The organism is Rheinheimera sp. (assembly GCF_036568245.1).
In the GTDB taxonomy this organism is placed as follows: Bacteria; Pseudomonadota; Gammaproteobacteria; order Enterobacterales; family Alteromonadaceae; genus Alishewanella.
Genome location: NZ_DATCSY010000263.1, coordinates 1 through 19,707 on the forward strand (window position 1 = coordinate 1; position 19,707 = coordinate 19,707).

Genomic DNA, 19,707 nt, shown 5'->3' on the forward strand with positions numbered 1-19,707 from the left:
GTGCCGTACCAGGCTTGCAGCTCCAGTTCGGTGGCATCACTGTCGGCATTGTATTCCAGCCGATCGCCCAGCACCGACCACTGTGGATGTTCAACACCGTGCTTTAAATGGCGTGAATCGGCCATGCCATAGGGCCCGTCAGTCAGGGTGTAGCCGTTGGAGTAAGCATGCGGATCGCGGGCATTAGCCGGCGCCTTACCGCCTTGCATCTGCATATCGGCATGGTTCATCGAGCTGTGATCCATACTGCTATGATCCATTGCCTGCTCAGTGTGGTTCATTTCACTATGGTTCATCTGGCTATGGTCCATTTTGCTATGGTCCATCTGACTGTGATCCATGTCACTATGGTTCATCTTGCTATGGTCAACCGCCTGCTCAGCGTGGTGCATTTTGCTATGGTTCATATCGCTGTGATCCATCTGGCTATGGTCCATGTCACCGTGTTTCTGAACCGGTGGTTTTTCGCTGGCAGTCTGCGCTGCCACGCCAGAACTGAGTGCCACAGTACAGGCCAGTGCCAGCAGCGATTTTGTCAGCGTTAAATTGGCTGTTTTCATGACACCACCACTTCTCTGAACATACCCGCATCCATATGGAACAATAAATGACAATGCCAGGCCCAGCGTCCAACATCATGCGGCGTGGTTAAAAAGCTGATGCGCTGCGCCGGTTGCACCGGTATGGTATGGCGTCGCACTTGTACCTCACCACTTTCACTTTCCAGCTCACTCCACATACCGTGCAAATGCATCGGGTGGGTCATCATGGTGTCGTTTTGCAAGATCACCCGGATACGCTGGTTGTGTTTCATATACACCGGCGTGCTTTTACTAAACTCTAAACCGTCGAACGACCAGGTGTAGCGCTCCATATTGCCGGTCAGATGCAGCTCAATCTCTTTTTCAGGCCCTTGTTTATCGACGATGCCATCAAGCGAATGTAAATCGGCCAGGGTCAGCGTGCGCCGCCCGGTTTTGCGCAAGCCAATACCGGGATCGTCCAGGTTGGTTCGGGGCATATCCACCCTCATATCCACTGAAGGGCCATACTCAGTGCTGGCATGACGCACCGTGGTGCTGGCTTTGGCAAAAGGCACCGCAGGGCCATGTTTATTGTGATCGATAGCCATAGCACCATGCTGGCTATGATCCATACTGCTGTGATCCATGCTGCTGTGATCTGCAGCATCGTGAGCCATACCGCTATGACCGCCGGTATTGCCATGGTTCATATTGCCCATCATGTCAGCCATCGTCAGCCATTCCACCGGATCCAGCGCCGGCACAGGCGCATGCAAGCCCTCAGCCACGGCCAGGGTACCGCGGGCATAGCCACTGCGGTCCATACTCTGGGCAAAAATGGTGTAGGCATCATTTTGCGGCGAGACGACAACATCATAGGTTTCGCCCGGGCCAAAGCGGAACTCATCCACCGTTACCGGGTGCACATTCTGGCCGTCAGCCTGCACCACAGTCATTTTAAGCTCGGGAATACGCACATCAAAAAAGCTGTTGCTGGAGCCATTGATAAAACGCAGCCGCACACGCTCACCGCGCTTAAATAAGCCGTGCCAGTTTGCCAGCGGCGAACTGCCATTCATTAAATACGTAAAAGTGGCCGCGGAGATATCTGCCAAATCGGTGGGGTTCATCCGCATTTGCTGCCACATCTGGCGTTTCGCCAGTGCCGCGTCCAGCCCTCTGGCCGAGATATCATTCAGCATGTCCTGCACCGTTGGCTGATTAAAATTATACAAATCACTTTGTACTTTTAATTTGCGAAACACAGTGTGTGGATCTTCATCGGTCCAGTCAGATAGTTGCACCACATATTCGCGGTCAGCTTGGATAATATCCTGCTCTTTTGGCTCAATGATCAGCGCGCCATACATGCCGGTCATTTCCTGAAAGCCGCTGTGCGAGTGATACCAGTAAGTACCGCTTTGCTTTAGCGTAAAACGATATACAAAGGTTTCACCCGGCATAATGCCTCTGAAGCTCATGCCGGGTACGCCGTCCATCTGGTACGGCAGAATGATACCGTGCCAGTGAATTGAACTTGGCACAGATAAGGTATTGGTTACCCGTATGGTCACGTCATCGCCTTCTCGCAACCGTAACGTCGGTGCCGGAATCGAGCCGTTGATGGTGGTGGCTTTACTAACCATGCCGGTAAAATTCACCAGTGCTTCGCCGATGGTTAAATCAATCACCTTGCCGCTTAGCTCAGTAGCATAGCCGGTAAAAGCATTGTCTTTAAAAGTGCTCCCCGCCCGGACAATATGCGGAAAGCCTGCCAACACGCCTCCCACCGCCAGCCCCTGAACAAAACGGCGCCGTGAAACAGATAACGGCATCATGGTTTTGGCTTTTGTCATCTGGAACCTCCAATGCATTTTGTATGCTAAGCAGTGTAGTGTGCGAAACTGTCAGCAGCATGACCTGAACATGACAAAGTTGTAATCTTAGCGTCATGTTGCTGTTTGCTGCTTTATGGCCTAATACTGCCAGAGCTATGCCAGATCCATGTTTGGGGAGAACAAGGTGCGTTTGCTGATTGTAGAAGATGAACAAAAAACCGGTGACTATTTAAAGCAAGGCCTGAGCGAAGCCGGTTTTCAGGTGTCACTGGTCAGAAATGGCCTGGACGGTCATCATCTGGCGATGACAGAAGATTTCGATTTAATCATGCTGGATGTGATGCTGCCGGACGTCAGCGGCTTACGTATTGTTCAGGCGCTAAGAGAAAATCATAACCATACGCCGGTACTATTTCTGTCGGCCCGCGACAGCGTCGACGACAGGGTGAAAGGCCTGGAGCTTGGCGCCGACGACTACCTGATCAAACCCTTTGCTTTCTCAGAGGTGCTGGCAAGGGTCAGAACCCTGCTACGCCGTGGTCAGGCCGCACCGCAGTCAGAATTATTACAAGTTGCCGATTTACAACTGGATATTGCTAAGCGTAAAGCTAGTCGTAGCGGTGCCAAAATAGCGCTGAGTAATCAGGAATTTAGCTTGCTTGAACTGCTGATGCGCCGCCGTGGTGAAGTTCTGCCGCGCTCGTTAATCGCCTCGCAGGTATGGGATATGAATTTTGACAGCGACACCAATGTGATTGACGTTGCTATTCGCCGCTTGCGCGGCAAAATTGATGACGGCTTTGCGGCAAAACTGATCCATACCGTGCGCGGTATGGGCTATAAACTGGACGATGAGCAATCTGATGCATAACGCTGGCACACGCCCCCTGTCGATCACCGTTCGCGTGGTCATTTTCGTCGCGCTGACTATTTCGATCTGCCTGTTTTTCGTGCAGCAATTGCTGCTTAGCTCCGTCGAACATCACTTTATCGAACAGGATGCCGACGAGTTAGCCGTGATCCTGCACGCGGTTGAGCACACGCTGACAGCCGGGCAGAACGGCCAGCAACAGCCGACACAGACACTGGCAAAAGCGGTATCGGGCCATCACGGTGTCTACTATCAGGTGATGGATAGCCAGAACCGCTTAGTCTACCGTAACGCCGACATTGACTTAAGCCTGCTGGCAGCCAATACCCCAGCGAACACCGACTATAATGCCAAAGCCATCCACAATTGGCAGCTGGACGGCAAAGCCTATCGCGGCGTGTTCAGCCGCCTTACTACGACAGATCAACAGTATCAGGTGATTGCCGCTATTGATATCAGTTTTCATGAACATTTCTTGCAGCAGTTACAGCGCAGCCTGGGGCTGATTTTACTTGGCTCCGCCCTACTTACCCTACTGGCGGCCTGGCTTGCAGTGCACCAGGGGCTAAACCCACTCCGGGGGTTAAGCGCGCAAATGCGTGATATTCAAACCAGTAAACTGGATATTCGCTTATCTCCAGCCAAGGTACCGGCCGAACTGCGGCATATGGTGCAGTCGTTCAACCACATGCTGCACCGGCTGGAAGAGGGTTTTACCAAGCTGTCGCACTTTAGTGCCGACATCGCGCATGAGCTGCGCACACCGCTGACTAATATGATCACGCAAACCCAGGTCAGCTTATCGCGCGCGCGCAGCGCCGACGAGTACCAGAATCTGTTGTTCTCCAATCTGGAGGAGCTGGAGCGACTGAATAAAATGATAAGCGATATGTTGTGGTTAGCGAAAAGCCAGAACGGGTTACTCACACTGCAAAAGCAAACGTTAAATCTGGCGGACGAAATTCAGGCGATTTTTGACTTTTTTGAAGCCCTTGCTGAAGAGTCTGGTGTTAGGTTGAGTTTTTCCGGTCCGGCAATTTTGGTGCAGGCTGATCGCACCTTACTGCGGCATGCTTTAACCAATCTGCTGTCAAACGCATTGAGATACACTGCTCAGAGCCAAAACATTACAGTAACAACAGCACTGGCATCACCAGACTCGATCACTATCAGCGTCGAAAATCCTGGACTGCCTATTCCTCCGGAACATTTACCGTATTTATTTGAGCGCTTTTATCGTGCTGACCAATCAAGACAACGGCATAGCGAGGGGGCGGGTTTAGGTTTGGCTATTACCAAAGCCATTGTGGAAGCACACGAAGGACAAATTAATGTCGAATCAGATTTAGAGAGCACGCGTTTTGTGATCAGACTTAAAACAGCCTGATCACAGCTTCAAAATAAAAACTGCGAGGAATCGTCCCACGCAGTTCCGTTTTAGCTAGCTAAATTCATCAAAGGCGATATTACTTTCTGGCACACCTTTGTCACGCAGTAACCGAATAGTGTCATCCATTAAGCCTTTAGGCCCACACAAATAAAACTCAGGTTCACCTTGCTCAACCACATTCTGCCAGTTTAACGCCAGCACGTGCTGAGCATAGCCAGTCGCACCCAGCCAGCCTTTGTCCGGTCGTGACAACACCGGGTAGTAATGAAAATGCGGATACTGCTTCGCCAACTCATAAAAGTAATCGACGTAAATCACATCATTTTCGTTACGAGCGCCGTAAAAGAAATGCAGCGGGCGTGGTGGCTTATCACCTTTATTATTCCGATGCAGTGCTAACTGTTCTTCGATCAGCGCTTTAAGTGGCGCCATGCCTGAACCTGCGCCAACCAGTACCATTGTCTTATCGCTACCGGGGCTAGCGTAAAACTCTTCAAAAGGCCCCAAGGCCTCAACCCGGTCGCCAATGCGTAAGTTACCCAGATAGTTCGAACCGATACCGGGTAGTACGGACGGGTTCTTAGCACTTTGTAGTTTAATGACAAACACTAACTCGTTTGTCGTATCATCTATGCCAGCCAAGGAATAGCTCCTGCTACAGGCACCGTGTTGATAGTTTAATCGGTCAATATGCTGCCAGTCCTGTTGTAGCAACTCAGGCACATCCAAGGGTACCGAACAGCCACTTGCCTTAGGGATAAAGAAGCGCATAAATGCACCAGCTTTATATCGCATAGGAATCTTCGATTGAGTAGTAAAGCGCAACTCTTTAATAAAAGGGCTTAAAAATTTACTGCTAACTAATTCCAACTGGTACTTCTTCGCATCAGTTATGTCCATTAATGTCATATGTTCAACATCATCACTGAAGTGCTGACAAGCCAACCGGTAACCCTGTTCTAGTTCGAAGCCACTAAAATGCTGAAGATCCGCGGCGGTAGATTTAACATTTTGATTTATCATAATGCGGCATCGACCACAGGTACCGCCACCGCCACATGTTGAAGGCAAGATAATATTGTGCTCAACCAAACCATCTAATAAATTTTTATGATTGGAAAAAGCCACCTGTCCCAGACTTTTTTGGTTACGGTCAAATAACTTAACGGTGGTTTTGCGAGCAAACAGCTTAATTTTATACTGGCCGCGTAGAGCCAGATCTATGGTCCAGACTAGACCTGTACCGCTAAGCCATAGGGCAATAAAGGCAAACACCATCATTAGCGCGCTGTTAAAACTGCCTTCATTGGCATAATCCATAAAATGCAGTTTCAGGAAAAAGTCGGCCAGGCGTTTATCATCATCACTGTGACCGGCAATACGGCCTGAGTCGGCTTCAACATAAACGCTGGTGTTAATTTCATCGGCAAAGTTAACCTGCCACACTGGATTCTTTTGTTTGAGCAAATCGGCAATCGGTGGCTGCAGCAATGTTGCAGAGACAATTTCTCCCGGCCCGTTATATGATGCACTGGCCAACTGTCTGGCAAAATCAACATCGAGCGTCACTGGCAAACCTGTCCGCGCATCGACCAAACTGTGTTTGTTGACAAAGTTAGCGTACAAACCGCGCTGATGGTTAAGCAAATAATAGGGTTTTTGCGCTAACTCAATTAACGACAGCGTGGTGCTGGGTGCATATTGCCGTAGCACGTCGGCTGGCTCCTGCAACGCCAGCGTATTCCAGGCCAGCGACGGATGCTGATGCACTTTGTAAGTGTGTCCTGCCGCTTTGGTATGATCCATAAAGTTGAAGTACATGCCACTACCCAGCCAGATAAGAAACTGAACACCGACGATAACGGAGGCCCATTTATGGATTTTTCTGACCAAATTCATCGTGCTACTCCTGCTACGTGACTGTCATTGCTATCAGGAGCAAGTAATGCTTCATCTGCTTTGCGAAACACGCGGAAATAGGCCAGCACTAGTCCCAGTACCGAGGCTAAAATGCCTAACATGGTGAACCAGAACAACAGGCTGTTATCAATATCTGCACCATCGTCATAATCCATCACATGAAAGCGGAACATCCAGTCAAACAGGCGCCAGAAACTATGCCGTTTACCAACCAATAATCCCGTCTCAGCAGACACATAAATTGCCGGGGCGCCGAAGTCCGTGAAATTTACCCTCCAAGCTGGCATGACCGCAGGATTGAGCTCAAACGGGGCGTTTTCACTTATCAACTCAGCACTTTCGACTGTGCCTGCACCGCTATAATAGAAGCGGGCAGCTTTTTCTGCCTGAGCCTGGTCTAACGGCGGCATTACAGCGCCGCTACTGGCATCAATGGCTAACTTTTGTTCTTCCAGTGTAAAACGATATACAACCTTATCCAGATAACGCCCCAAGGAAATGGCTTTTGCCTGCGGATAGTGTTGTAACAAACTTTGCAGTGAGTAGGTAACCTGCTGTGGATCGATTTTATCCTGTTCATTATTAACCAAAGTATCGCCATGGATATAATCAATATCCAAAAACACCATATAGGCCCCGGTTACCGACCAAACCATAAACTGCAGGCCAATAAACGCCATCAGCCATTTATGGTATTTTCTGCTGATTTTCAGCAGCCGCATTGATTTATTCATTATCAGCCCTCTAGTGCGGCTGGTTCACACAGCAGCTTAGTAACTGCACATGAAACCATTCGTTCCGTTCAACTCATTGATTTTTACTATTGAATAAAGTAAGCACCTGAGTGGAATGGTATACAAGCATTCCACTCAGGTGCTACCGGTTAACAATGACTTAGAACTGGTAGGTGGCGCGGATGAAGCCGCGGCGTCCTAAAAGATCATATGTCATAACGTCAGTGTTGGCATCGTTCCATGACGTCAGATACGGTGCTTTTTTGTCGAAAATGTTGTCGACACCCAGGCTAAATGTTAACGCATCACTGTAGTACCATGAAGCTGATATATCGGAATAGGTAACTGAACCGACAGATTTACCAAGTGGGTCGGAATCAGTACCATTGACATCATCTGCACTGCCGATATAACGCAAGGAATAGCTTGCTGACCAGTCATCTGTCATCACGCTGTAGCTAAAATTACTACGCCATTCAGTGTAACTTCCTTGGTCCTCAGTAATAAAACCTACTTTGTCGATAGTAGGTTGGCCTTGGAATGGAGTGCTTTCATGTTTTAGCAAACGGGTGATGTCTAAAGTCGCTCGGCTGCTCAAACCAAAAAGGTTAAATTTGTATACCGTGTTAAGGTCAACACCGCTGACAGTTTCTACCGCAGCATTCACCGGGCGCTGATTCAACTCATTAACCTGGTGAGTTACCGGATGCCGGGTAAAGGTATCGCAGAACTTCGCGTTACCGATAGGGTCTTCATAGCATAACCGCAGCATATCGGAACCATTAACAGATGTAATAGCTTCGTCAATTCTAATATCGAAGTAATCTATCGTCGCAGAAAAACCTTCAAGGAATTCAGGCTGCCACACGATACCTACTGTGGTAGTGTCAGCCGTTTCCGGTTCCAGTTTGGGGTTGCCGCCAACACTGGTCAGAATTGTCGTGCCGTCCTGTACAAAATCTGCGGGTACACCTGCCGCCTGGCAGTTTGTAGCTATCGCGCCGGTAGCATTTTCACAAGGGTCTATCGTGCGTAGGTTTTCGCCATTGGTACCGCCGAAGAGCTCAGTAATCACTGGTGCACGAAACGCTGTTGAACGCACAGCACGCAGCATCAGGCTGTCGTTCACACTCCATGTTAAACCCATTTTGTAAGTCGTTTCCGCGCCTGCTGTGTTGTAATCGGAGTATCGTGCAGCTAGTTCAACTGATAACTGTTTAACCAAAAACTCATTGGCCAGCAGAGGGACGGATAACTCACCAAAAATTTCATTGACATCATAACTTCCGCTGATGGGATCCTCTAATCCGTTACGCAGTACCGTGGAATCGGGATCTCGCCATCCTTTTTCTGTTCGACTTTCAGCACCGATAGCAAAACCTAGACCGCCTGCTGGTAGCTCATATAAATAACCATTCATATTTGCAGACCAGACACGCATTTCATTGCCACCGGTTCCTTCACGGCGGTATTTTACGTAATCAATAACGTCTTGCGTCAGCTCGTTTTTCCCGAACCAGTCACCACAAGGAATACCATTGCTGTTGTCATAGGTGCAAATGCTATCATCTAAAGTTTGTGCAGCTCGGTCTGGGTCAATATCAAAGGTCCAGCCATCAGTACCAGTATTGCGGCCATAGTTATAAGATAAGTCCCACTCCCAGCCATTGCTTAATACACCGGTTAGCCCCGTTACAACCCGAACAGTATTAGTTTCCTGGAAAAAATAAGGCGCGCCCAGTTCGGTATTACGCCGACGTAAAAACTCTAGATCCTGACCGGTAGGGTTGTATTGAAAATCGGCATCGACTTTGATACCAGCGAAACCATTCCTCGGTGTAACGATTTGCTCCCCCTGCCGGTTAGCGTAACTTGCTTCTACAAACAGCTGCACCGAGTCATTAATGTTGTAGTTAGCAAAGCTGGATATATTTATCCGCTCCATTGGGCTGACAGCATTGAGATAAGGAATGGAGTTAAAACTGTGTATTGCACTGTTATAAGGGCCATAGTTGTTACCGTTCGTGGCGGTATCTGGATCCAAGTTAAACTGAACCTGAGTTCCGTCAGCCAATAACGCACGACCACCTTCGCTGGTGGTGCTGCCAAAACACTCAAAAGTGCCATCTTCTGTACCGTACTTTGAGCATGCAATACGATCAGATTGACGCACCGCAGACGTGTTGTTGTAACTCAAATTTACAACCACATTACCCTTGTCAAATTCGCCGCCCAGTGTCAGGCTCAAATCCTGATTTTCAGCATCGCCCTTATCCGACATACCAGCCTTCACGTTTAGCTCAGCGCCGCTGAACTCTTTTTTGGTGATTATATTCACCACACCGGCCACCGCATCGGCACCATATACAGCCGATGCGCCGTCTTTTAAAACTTCAATTCGCTCAATCATTGATGTCGGGATCATATTCAAATCGACCGAACTATTGGCACCAGTACCTCCGCCGACGACGCGACGGCCATTTAACAATACCAGAGTACGCTTTATACCCAGGCCACGTAAATTGACCTGCGCGGTACCATAACCACCACTGGTCCAGTAAGCGTTGGTAGCGTTACCAGCCACACCAGCTGAAAAAGACATTTCCTGCAGCAGGTTTTCTACATTAGTAATACCTGATGCACTGATATCAGCTGAGGATATAACCGATACTGGACTAGCTGTTTCAATATCGGTACGTTTAATTTTTGAGCCGGTAATTTGAATACGTTCAACTGGCTCACTGTCTTGCGCCTTCGCTTGCGTGGAAACCGCCACCGCACCGGCCATCAACATCGCGGTATATACACGACTAGGCGTCATATTTATTGCTGTCATTGAATGTTCTCCTGAGTAGCATTTGTACCAGCTGAAGCCGGAATTTATTATAAAGTCGCTGCTTGCTCAATTGTTATACAACAGCATACCGGTATATACAACAGCAGTTTTGAAATTAATTTTCTAAGATTGCCTTGGTGAATACCGATTGAGTTGATTAAAAATTGACAGCGTAGCCGCGTGGTATATACTGGCACAGTGTTGCTGACATGTAACTTGTGCGAAACGCCCATTTAGCACCGATCAAACGTGGAAAATCTGTTGGCGGAAGTGCAACCCAGTATAAAATTACCGTTCACGCATTGAGGTGTAATGGTATAGCTGTATATCCACTTCAAACTTATTGTTAATAGGTAATATGGACATTGCATGAAGCTGCCAAAGTACCGCCTCATTTCTAATGAGATTAAAAAGAAGATAAGTGCCAGTTTATGGAAAGCTGGCAGCCAGATCCCGTCGGAAACCGAATTGGCCAACCACTTTTCGGCCAGTAGGATGACCGCGCGAAAAGCCGTCGAAGAGCTGGTCAACAGTGGCGTACTTGAGCGCGTTGCCAGTGTAGGTACATTTGTAAAGGAACCTGCCGCGCAAAGTTCGTTATTGGAAATCCGCAATATCGCAGACGAAATTCGCTCCCGTGGTCATGTGCATAAGATGACCGTGTTAAGCAAGCTGACGCTAATCCCCAACGACGCCATCGCATTTACGCTGTCACTTAATAGCAGAACGGTTTATAAAATTATCATCGTGCACTCAGAGAATGAGCAACCTATTCAGTTGGAAGAACGTTATGTAAATGCTGAACGGGTGCCGTTGTTTTTGCAGCAGGATTTTAGCAAGATAACTGCCAGTGAGTATCTAAACTCAATAGCACCAGTCACTGAAGCTGAAATAACGGTAGAAGCGGTGATGCCTACGAAAATACTAAAGCACAACCTTCAAGTGGACGATGGAGTACCGTGCCTGAAAGTCACCCGGATTACACATTCTCACGGCCAACCGATCTGTTATGCAGTTCTGTATCACCCTGCCAACCGGTTTAAACTCACAAGCCACCTGGATATCAATGCTTGATTTTGCCCATGGTGTAATTCACGTACACTTCGTTTAATATTCAATAATACAGTCTAAATATTACTGGCTCTGACGGTTACTAGGCACTTTGCCATAGCAGATGTGTAGTTCCAGCTAAGAGCTTTGAGGAAAGTATGTGAACAATAAGCCTCTTGCATTACTACAACCTTGTCGCTGAAGATATTTCGCATAAAAAGACATTGACTGCGGATAATCATTCCGTAACTAGGCAGAAAGCAGTGCAAATTCTGCAGGAATGGTATTGGACTGGATTTGTTGTCACTTGTAAAACTTCTCGCTGACAATAGCAAGAAGGGAATTGTTTTGATGTTACCTGGGTATCGCTGTAATCAATGGTATCAGGTGGGCGAATCACATTCTTGCTATACCGAAGCACTGAAAAGCTTAGGAACCCTAATAGACAAAGTTCGGGTTCCGAGTTAAAGCGTTACTACAACATAGCTATTCTGGAACGCCACGTTTCATTGCGCTCTATGATGCTATTGGCATTATTTATCCAACTGCTGTAATGCCCTTCCGACACTGATGCTGAAATTTGTCTCAGCTCAGCCACACTATCGTAAAACGTTACGCCATTATCACTTCCGTATAACTCAAGTAAGTATGGTGTTTTATTACTTAATACACCGGTGCCCCTTGCTAATGGATATACAACTCTCTCATGCTGGCCTTGCTCAAAACCCGGTGAGTGGTGAAGAACAAACAGACTTTTTGAAATCAGGTTTTTTAACTCAGTAAATGGAACTGCCGGCAAGTAGCAATGGGAGCCGTACTGATGCGTCTTATCCCAGTTACTACCGACAATGGTTAGTGCGACTCCTGCGTGGTCGCAATCTTTTATCAGCTTGTTTCTATCACGTCCTCGTAGATATAAATCACATCGCCGAAGAAAAGTCACAATCTGATCATTAATCTGAACGCTTGGCGATATTCCAGACTGCATAAATCCGAGCATTCTCAACACATCTGAAATGCTGCGAACATTAGCGTCAGTTAACTTCGCTGCGATATTCGGAGCGACTTTATTGATTTCAGCAAAGTGTGTGCTTTCATCTGTAAATGAGGCTGGAAAAAGAATGCCTTTCTTCTGACTAAAAGGGACATATTCAGCTGATAGTTCAGTATCGCACACTGCATGCGGCCAGAACTGAGCTTGAATACCAAGTTGTGATAGGAAAGTGACATGCTCTTTGTCTACACAGAGAAGCTTTGCTTTGGTGCCATAAAATCGCGGTAACAAGTGGATTGGATGGTCAACTAGGTAAGTGTAAAAAGGGACCGTCGCGAGCTGCGGCAATTTGTTTGTCAGCTCAACGGCCAAGGCGTTGACCGACAGTACGAGTTTTAACTGAGTTGTATCAATAAGTGATAGCTGGCTGAGCAGTTCGTCATCAGAGCTTTTATCTTTTAAGCTAACCTCATATACCCGATATCCAATCAGCTCAAATGCCCGTTTGATACCGTTTATGAAGTCGTCTACTACACCATACTGAAAACTGCCGGAAAACAATAATACATTTTTGGACATGCCATCTGGTTCCTATCAAGCAATTATGTCGTAGAAATACGACGCCAAATTGAGGATTATAATCCTCATTTTTGAGTGTAATTGGCTAATAGTTGGAAGGCAATTTTTTAAGTTATGGGTACTATTTGAAGAACGTTGTTACTCATAGGCATACAGAGTATGCAGTGATAGCAGAAGGATTTTCTTTTACTCGGGTAGAAGATCTCTGGGATGACAGTTGAGAACTGAAGCCAGCTTGTACAGCATTTCTAGAGTGACATTTGCTTCACCCCGCTCTATTCTACCGATATAGCTTCGGTCAACTTCAGCGGTTAAAGCGAGATTGTCCTGGCTCAAGCCAATTGCCTTACGCTGCTTTCTCAGATTGAGTCCGAATTTGACCGAAATGGTGCTCATTACACTTCCTCATAAGTAGAAGTGCACTATGAGAATTTAAGGACTCATTCGCCACGGATTATAGTCCTCACAACAATCTTGGATAGTTGATTTGTGTTTTCTAATTGGGGAACTGTATTTAACGATTCTCTGAATCGCGATTAATACCTAAATCCTAACCATTCCCTTTAAGCACTGCACCGGCAGTAGAGGTTTACTAGTTACCCCTAAACCATAAATTCAGGCTTACTCTAAGTTTAAAGAGATTGGTGGACACTAATTAATCAAACCAGAGTCTACAAATCATATCTTCTCTTGAAGAAATGATGGAAGCCTATGCATAAGCAGTGAAGACGATACGTCTTGGAATAATGAAGTCCTTAGATAAGGGTTAGACGTAAATAGTTTGCCTTCTTTGAATTGCTCTAGTAACGATTTGACATATTCAGAACCGGTTTCAATTGTTAATTTTTCCGTTTCAAGTTCCTCAACATCTTCAGATTTTATATTGCTCACATTTTCGTTCGGATCATATACAGCCCAAGTTGTTCCTGAGTTGATTTTAGCCTCAATGAATCTTGATCTAGCCAGGCTGAATGCAGCAAAACGCACATCATCCAAACTGGTATTATTATCCAAAGCATGCTGATAAGCATCAGCTAACTTTGCTTTATCAGCACTGTTGAGGAACGAATATACTGAGCCACTGCTTGCGTTCACATCACCCGGTTGTGTTTCCGTGATATTCACGCCTTTAGCAACGTCTTCTACCACTCTTTTTATTTGCTCTGGGGTATACTCGTAACCTGATTGTCTGGCAATTTCATTTACTGAATTTCCAAGTATTTCAATACGCTTTTCGGCTCCAATATAAACAGGGGAAGGATTTTGCTGAGCAGTACTTAGAGACAGCTGGTATAAATAATTCAGATTTTGTCCCTGCTGACTTAACCCAACATTAGAGATTTTGGAGTCATCTATTTTGCTGTTATTTGATGAAGATCTGCTCAGAGGATCTTGGGCTTTCGTTTTTCCCGCCTCGAAATTCATCTTATCATTGTTAACTAACATCCCTTCCCCTCAGTGATCTTTAATAGTCGTAGGTGACTCTTATGGTGTTCAAGACATTATTGTCCCAGTGAGCAAAATATGTGCCACCTGTGAGAGTATACCGTAACACCATGGTACCTCTGGCATCGAACCCATTGAAGTGTCCAGTTGAACCGACAGGATTGCTTGAAATATCTAAGCAAGTGAAATCGCTCGATGTGTTCGGCTTGCGATAACATAGGTCAACTGTTTGAGTATCAAAATTATTCTCAAAGTCAAACCATTCCCATTCAACATTAGTGATCTGAGTACCCAAACGTGGGGTTTGCAGGTCATAAAATAAGCTCTGAGTAAAACTTCCATCGAAGTATATAGTATAGTTTGTTTCCTTTTTTTCCCAAAAACCTGTGGCAGCTGTAGCGGCTGTAGTGAAAAAAAGCGCAAATAAAGCCGAGGGAAATAACATTCTGATAAATTTCATCTTTATTCCTTGATATACGTTCAAAGTCCGATTGGACCTTTAAAAGGTAAGTCCTAAAATAGGTACCGTCAACCTTTTTAACCACATTTATAATCTATAATTTACTTTGCAATTACCTTTTAGTGACTTTATGGGAAAACTGTTTATGAATAACCGCGAATACACAAGGCACTTTCCATTCGATTTTGACACGAACCAGTCCCACCGATTTTCTTTGCTTCAATGCCTCTCTAGCCCATTCTGTTACAGGTAACAGCAACTAGAAATCAGATTATGTGCGGTAGACTTAACGTAATTGACGATACCGGCGTTAGAGAACTGTGTGAAGGGCTGCAGATCCGGCTTTTCCCAGAGCGCCAGCTATTCAGCAGGTTTATCAGGGTTACAAATCAGGTCAGTATCATCAGGCAAAAAGGTGACGTCCGTAGAATTGACAATCCTACCTGGTGGCTGTTACTTGAACCGTCTATTACCGGCTTTAAGCCTTCAAAGTACACTTCATTTAACCCCCCGTTATGACAAGCTGAATGTTAAAGGCTCGACTGGTTACCAAGCATACCGCCATAGCCGGTGTGTTATTCCAGCTACGGGCTTTGGCGAAATGGAGTATGTGAACAACAAGCCACTGCATTACCATGACCTTGTTGCTAAAAGTGGTGCGATATTACTCGGTGGCCTGTGCCGGGAATGGATTAACAAAGATACCAGCGAAACTGCACTGTCTTGCTCAGTAATAACCTTGCCGCCACACCCTAAGCTTGTGCATATTCATAGCAAGGCATCACCACTATTACTGCCTTTAGAAATGGCATTGGTTGGCCGCTGGTTGGATGAAAGCATTACAGACCCGAGCGAATTCCAACCTCTTTTACAGCCTCATATAGCTTATGACCTTATGGCTACGCAGATAGATAAACCGAGTACCTACAACTTGGTAAATGAATCACATTTGATTAGTGTGGATGCAAGCTCATACTGAATTTCATAGAGCTATTAGGCGAATGAGCGACGGTTACGTCGCTCATTCTAAGCAGATTAATAGCTTTATTTTACGCCGCCATAGTTCGCCAGTAAGTGACTAACCGCTGCATTGTAGTTTTTCAGTTCTTGGTCTTTCATAATGCTTTCAAGCGAAGCTATTGTTTCTTTCAGTAAACGAATTTTCTTTCGAGTTGCCTCGTACTTATGTTGTCGTCGCACATTTAAAAACTCCTCACGAATCCCCCCAGGCAACACATGAAAGAATTCGTTAAGTTTTTTTAAAGCGCTACCTCGCAAATCCTTACACTTCAAATCACAAAAACAATTTGTTAGTGCTTTCCATTTTTTATTAAGTTTTGCGTCATCATAAGAAATAACAATGATTTCAAATTTTTCCCGAAAGTTTTTCCAGTCTCTCAAAGTGAGTTTTTTCACCATATAATCACCTGTCTAAAATTTTAGATTATTAAAAGAAATAAAATTAGCGGAATAATCTGCATCGGAGCGATGCATCTAAAGTTTCATCGGGGCGATAAACATAGAAATTTATCGGGACGACGGTTCTGGAATTTTCATCGGAGCGACAGCAAAATAGATGTATCGGGACGATAAAAACAACAAAACAAAAGGAATATTGACTCAAAAACACTAGCTCTAATTAGTGTAGTGAGTATATTTAGTACTTAGTAAGTTGTATCTATTATCTAATTAGTATACTAGTAACATAGCCATATACATACAGTTATTACATATATACAGTTACAATAACATACATTTATTAAATAGATATACAGATAATTAAGTAATAGAAAATAACTATTAATAGTAATGATTTAATCGTAGTAAATATAAACCAGTAATGCCTCCTTTTTAAGTCCCCTTAATTGGTAAAACCGAAAAAATTTTAACCACTATTGACAAGCCTGAACCAATATGTATGCTTAATAGTAACAGTGGCGACATGGTTTGAGTATATGGTACTAGCCTAGCGACATGTCAATATCGGTTTAGTAATTTAGTAAGAGTAAACTTCAAGGTGGTAGGTATAGCGTAATTTTAATTTAAACTCAGAGTCTAAAATTTTAGACAGCAACTTCTCTATAGTAGATCAGAACGATCTCAAACATACGCCAAGTGCGCTCTCCTTTAGTTACCGTCTACAACGGTACAAATTTATAATGGCCTAAGCCATTTACCTCCTGTTTTAGCTGTTAAATAGTGCCACCGGTTTTAACCCCAGGGTTACTGCACTGTTTTTCCGCATCGCTATTTTTCCTGTTTCATAAAAATTCTAACTGTAAATTTTCGCCCCTCGAAGGGCTGGTTATTTAATTGATTGAGGAATATCGAATGGCCAAAGAAACAATAAAACAGACGGCTAAACCAGATAAAGTTCACAACGAACTTAAAGCTGTACCTGTATTGGTTGAAAACGCACTGAGCTTAGGAGACAAGGCGCAACCCTTTTCGAAAGCGGAAGTAATCCAGATAATTGCTCACTCTAAAGGGATATGTAATAAAGTGATGCATAACCTGCTAGCTATTGAAATTTCTAATAGCTATGAAGTCATGAATTGCAAGAATATGAAGGAGTTAATTGAAAAAAACTTTGATGGTAAATACAAGGGGCTTCACCACCACCTTGTTGCAGCTCGCGTCGCTTTCTCTATTGACGGCATCAAGCTAATAGAAAAATACCCCGTCAATGCTATGCGCGCAATGAAAGATTTAAGCGTAGAGCAGCGTAAAGCCGTGTTTAATCTGCTTATGAAGAAGCAGAATGCCACTAAGGATAAAGTTAAAGTAACAATCAAAAGTGTTCAAGCCGCGATTACTAAGCTTTATCCATATAAACGTGTCTCCCCAAAAACTGAAGACACCAACTGGCGCAAGATTATCGAGAAACAAGCTGATAAGTTTTTCGAAGGTTTGCTAGACAAGGTAGATAAGCCTCTTACTTTGTTGGCGACTGCCATCCAAACCAAGTTACAGCCTGAACAGCTCTCTGAGCTTATCAAGTTAATCCAGGCCAGTGAGAATGAAGTGTTAAGTAAGGAGGGTTTATGACTCTCCCCATCGCTGTCCGCGCATCAGTAGACAAAATAACTTTCATGCTCTATCCAAATAGCTCACGTGTATTTTTGCGGCAATATACGGAAGAACTAATCGCAGATTTCTGCGCTCGCCAGGACATACCACGTAACTTTTTTTGCAAAAAAATGAGTGGTTACGGATACTCATTTATCCTCCCACTGAGTGAGCCTCTTGATTATCGAACTCCGTCGAATAACGACGGTAAACCCAAGATGTTCTTACAAATCTGTAGCTCTGATAAACAACGGCAACGTATTCGTGTCGAAATAAGCGGCTATCCACTGACACGTACAGACTATTATTACGCCCAAAAGTGGTTGCTACAGTTAACCGGTAATGATTTTGATTGCTTGGAGACTGATTCCATAAAGGTCACGCGGATAGATGTTGCTCTCGATCTTAATAAACGCATTGATGAACTTTATTTCAAAGTTATTCGCCTTGGTAAGGTCATGATGTTCATATCCAAGGATGGGAAAATTGAGTCGATTACGCATGGTCCAGACAATCGCCTGTTAAAAGTATGCATTTATGATCTTGAAGCTAAGGCCGTCACAAAAGGCAAAAATGGCGCACGTCGCCAAAAGCGTAACGGTGACGCTAAAACCCGCGCTGAACTGCGAGTTAATCCTAATATCACCCTAAACAAAGTATTAACCGAGTTTGATTTTAAAAAATATTTTGACCGGATTGAGATTCTAGACCCGCGCTTTCTTGAAGTAACAGATATGCCTCAGATCCTGAAAAATCACTTCGCTCTTTGTGGCTATGCTTCAACCTTGAATGCGCTAGGACCCGCGCAACGGGAACAACTGCAGAAAAGCACTAAGAACTACAAGTACCAAATTGTAGAGCAAGGCGCGCTTGTTCAAGCGCTTCAAGATGAGTTACGCAAAACGAAGGGGCTTTATCTTAAAATTGATTTCTCAGATGTAACATCGAAGAACTGCAAAACTGCTAAAAAATGTGACAAGCGTTTTGCCCATATGCTCGGAAATTCTGTTAAACGTGTAGATAACTTTATTTGTAGCTAACCCACACAACTGTGAAGTTGTGCCGCTTTTCTACTGTTTACCGTGTCATAAATACCGCTCGCAATTCCACCAACACCAGCGCTACCATAGTGTAGCGCTATCTCTTGCGCTCCCTTTCTCACCCTATTTCAATCTGATTATCACTATCTAACGAGGTGCTCTATGAGTACAGCTTCGCCGTATTCGCTTTACCTGAGCAGGCTGTCGGCTAATAGCAAAAAGTCTATTGCGTCACAGCTTCGCAGTGTCGCTAAAATCATGGATTGGCCGGTTGATGATGTTAACCGGTTTAATCGTGTTAACTATCAAGACATGCTGCAAATACGTGTCATGTTACAGCATGCTGGTTGGGCAGCGCGCTCAATTAATCGCGCACAAGTAGCTATTCGTAATATCGTCAAAATCGCTGTCATGATGAAACTGGCGGATAGCGAGCAGTTAAGTCAGCTAAGTAGCCTGAGTCAGTTAAAACATGCCGAATACCCCGGCACAGCACTAACACCAAAGCAGGTTCAAGCTCTATTTGCGTTATTGGAGCGTTCAAGAACTGAAACTGGCATACGCAATACTGCGATGTTTGCTGTGCTGCTTGGCACGGGTCTGCGCCGCAGCGAGCTGGTAGCGCTTGAGCTTAAAGACTTCGATGCAAATAAACAGACGTTGCTGGTGCGTAACGGTAAGGGCAATAAATCTCGCACGGTGTTCTTACCTGATTGGAGCCTTAACCACTTAAAGAACTGGTTAACGCTGCGCTCAAGGCAGCCCGGCTATCTGTTTTGTCCGGTGCTGGCCAGCGGCAAAGTGAAACTGACTACGGCATTAAGTGTGTGGCTGGTGCTGAGATTGGTTAAAACCAAGCTGCAGCATATCGGTGTTGAAAATGCCTCACCACATGATTTGCGCCGTACCTTTATTACCCGATTGCTTGAGCAGAATGTCGATTTAAATACCGTGCG

The 19,707-nt window shown here is 45.2% G+C and carries 16 protein-coding genes and 1 pseudogene; 7 read left to right on the plus strand and 10 right to left on the minus strand.

Going from position 1 to position 19,707, the window contains the following annotated elements; genetic code table 11:
• Positions 1-560, minus strand: a pseudogene (locus VIN66_RS11915) (copper resistance protein CopB); the annotation flags it as partial.
• Positions 557-2,380: a copper resistance system multicopper oxidase gene (locus VIN66_RS11920; RefSeq protein ID WP_331924190.1), complete on the minus strand. Its 1,824-nt coding sequence runs from the start codon at positions 2,378-2,380 to the stop codon at positions 557-559. The pseudogene VIN66_RS11915 and the gene VIN66_RS11920, both read right to left, overlap by 4 nt.
• 166 nt (positions 2,381-2,546) lie before the next feature.
• Here VIN66_RS11920 and VIN66_RS11925 point away from each other — a divergent pair, with 166 nt between their 5' ends.
• Together VIN66_RS11925 and VIN66_RS11930 are read left to right on the plus strand one after the other, a co-directional pair.
• The gene (locus tag VIN66_RS11925) at positions 2,547-3,233 is read left to right on the plus strand and encodes a heavy metal response regulator transcription factor (protein WP_026349545.1); all 687 of its coding nucleotides are present in this window, start codon (positions 2,547-2,549) and stop codon (positions 3,231-3,233) included.
• Complete coding sequence (locus tag VIN66_RS11930; RefSeq protein WP_331924191.1) at positions 3,226-4,620, plus strand: heavy metal sensor histidine kinase; 1,395 nt, start codon at positions 3,226-3,228, stop codon at positions 4,618-4,620. The genes VIN66_RS11925 and VIN66_RS11930 overlap by 8 nt, the downstream gene beginning before the upstream one ends.
• 54 nt (positions 4,621-4,674) lie before the next feature.
• Here the strand turns inward: VIN66_RS11930 and VIN66_RS11935 are convergent, their stop codons facing one another.
• The 3 genes from VIN66_RS11935 to VIN66_RS11945 all read right to left on the minus strand — a co-directional run bounded on the left by VIN66_RS11935 (position 4,675) and on the right by VIN66_RS11945 (position 10,113).
• Positions 4,675-6,522, minus strand: a complete 1,848-nt coding sequence (locus VIN66_RS11935) for a 2Fe-2S iron-sulfur cluster-binding protein (RefSeq protein ID WP_226767339.1) — start codon at positions 6,520-6,522, stop codon at positions 4,675-4,677.
• Complete coding sequence (locus VIN66_RS11940) at positions 6,519-7,277, minus strand: PepSY domain-containing protein (RefSeq protein WP_008224194.1); 759 nt, start codon at positions 7,275-7,277, stop codon at positions 6,519-6,521. The genes VIN66_RS11935 and VIN66_RS11940 overlap by 4 nt, the downstream gene beginning before the upstream one ends.
• A 160-nt stretch (positions 7,278-7,437) precedes the next feature.
• Complete coding sequence (locus VIN66_RS11945; RefSeq protein ID WP_226767338.1) at positions 7,438-10,113, minus strand: TonB-dependent receptor; 2,676 nt, start codon at positions 10,111-10,113, stop codon at positions 7,438-7,440.
• Positions 10,114-10,482: 369 nt separating this feature from the next.
• On the opposite strand from VIN66_RS11945, the gene VIN66_RS11950 reads away from it, so the two are divergent.
• A complete protein-coding gene (locus VIN66_RS11950; RefSeq protein ID WP_008224191.1) occupies positions 10,483-11,187 on the plus strand; it encodes a UTRA domain-containing protein in 705 nt (234 codons plus the stop codon).
• Positions 11,188-11,638: 451 nt separating this feature from the next.
• Here the strand turns inward: VIN66_RS11950 and VIN66_RS11955 are convergent, their stop codons facing one another.
• The 4 genes from VIN66_RS11955 to VIN66_RS11970 all read right to left on the minus strand — a co-directional run bounded on the left by VIN66_RS11955 (position 11,639) and on the right by VIN66_RS11970 (position 14,642).
• Positions 11,639-12,736 (minus strand): glycosyltransferase family protein, encoded by a 1,098-nt coding sequence (locus VIN66_RS11955; protein ID WP_134059656.1) that lies wholly within the window; start codon positions 12,734-12,736, stop codon positions 11,639-11,641.
• A 186-nt stretch (positions 12,737-12,922) separates the two neighbouring features.
• On the minus strand, positions 12,923-13,132 hold the full coding sequence (locus VIN66_RS11960; protein ID WP_134059653.1) for a helix-turn-helix domain-containing protein: 210 nt from the start codon (positions 13,130-13,132) through the stop codon (positions 12,923-12,925).
• A gap of 282 nt (positions 13,133-13,414) precedes the next feature.
• Complete coding sequence (locus VIN66_RS11965) at positions 13,415-14,182, minus strand: hypothetical protein (protein WP_226767336.1); 768 nt, start codon at positions 14,180-14,182, stop codon at positions 13,415-13,417.
• Positions 14,183-14,201: 19 nt separating this feature from the next.
• On the minus strand, positions 14,202-14,642 hold the full coding sequence (locus VIN66_RS11970; RefSeq protein ID WP_134059648.1) for a hypothetical protein: 441 nt from the start codon (positions 14,640-14,642) through the stop codon (positions 14,202-14,204).
• A gap of 457 nt (positions 14,643-15,099) precedes the next feature.
• Between VIN66_RS11970 and VIN66_RS11975 the strand changes: the two genes are divergently transcribed.
• On the plus strand, positions 15,100-15,621 hold the full coding sequence (locus VIN66_RS11975) for an SOS response-associated peptidase family protein (protein ID WP_331924192.1): 522 nt from the start codon (positions 15,100-15,102) through the stop codon (positions 15,619-15,621).
• 65 nt (positions 15,622-15,686) lie between these two features.
• Here VIN66_RS11975 and VIN66_RS11980 read toward each other — a convergent pair whose 3' ends face one another.
• Positions 15,687-16,061, minus strand: a complete 375-nt coding sequence (locus VIN66_RS11980; RefSeq protein ID WP_331924193.1) for a hypothetical protein — start codon at positions 16,059-16,061, stop codon at positions 15,687-15,689.
• A gap of 912 nt (positions 16,062-16,973) precedes the next feature.
• Here VIN66_RS11980 and VIN66_RS11985 point away from each other — a divergent pair.
• The 3 genes from VIN66_RS11985 to VIN66_RS11995 all read left to right on the plus strand — a co-directional run.
• Positions 16,974-17,690 (plus strand): hypothetical protein, encoded by a 717-nt coding sequence (locus tag VIN66_RS11985; RefSeq protein WP_331924194.1) that lies wholly within the window; start codon positions 16,974-16,976, stop codon positions 17,688-17,690.
• The gene (locus VIN66_RS11990) at positions 17,687-18,751 is read left to right on the plus strand and encodes a hypothetical protein (RefSeq protein WP_331924195.1); all 1,065 of its coding nucleotides are present in this window, start codon (positions 17,687-17,689) and stop codon (positions 18,749-18,751) included. The genes VIN66_RS11985 and VIN66_RS11990 overlap by 4 nt, the downstream gene beginning before the upstream one ends.
• A gap of 162 nt (positions 18,752-18,913) precedes the next feature.
• A partial coding sequence (locus VIN66_RS11995) for a site-specific integrase (protein ID WP_331924196.1) occupies positions 18,914-19,707 on the plus strand: 794 nt, incomplete at its 3' end.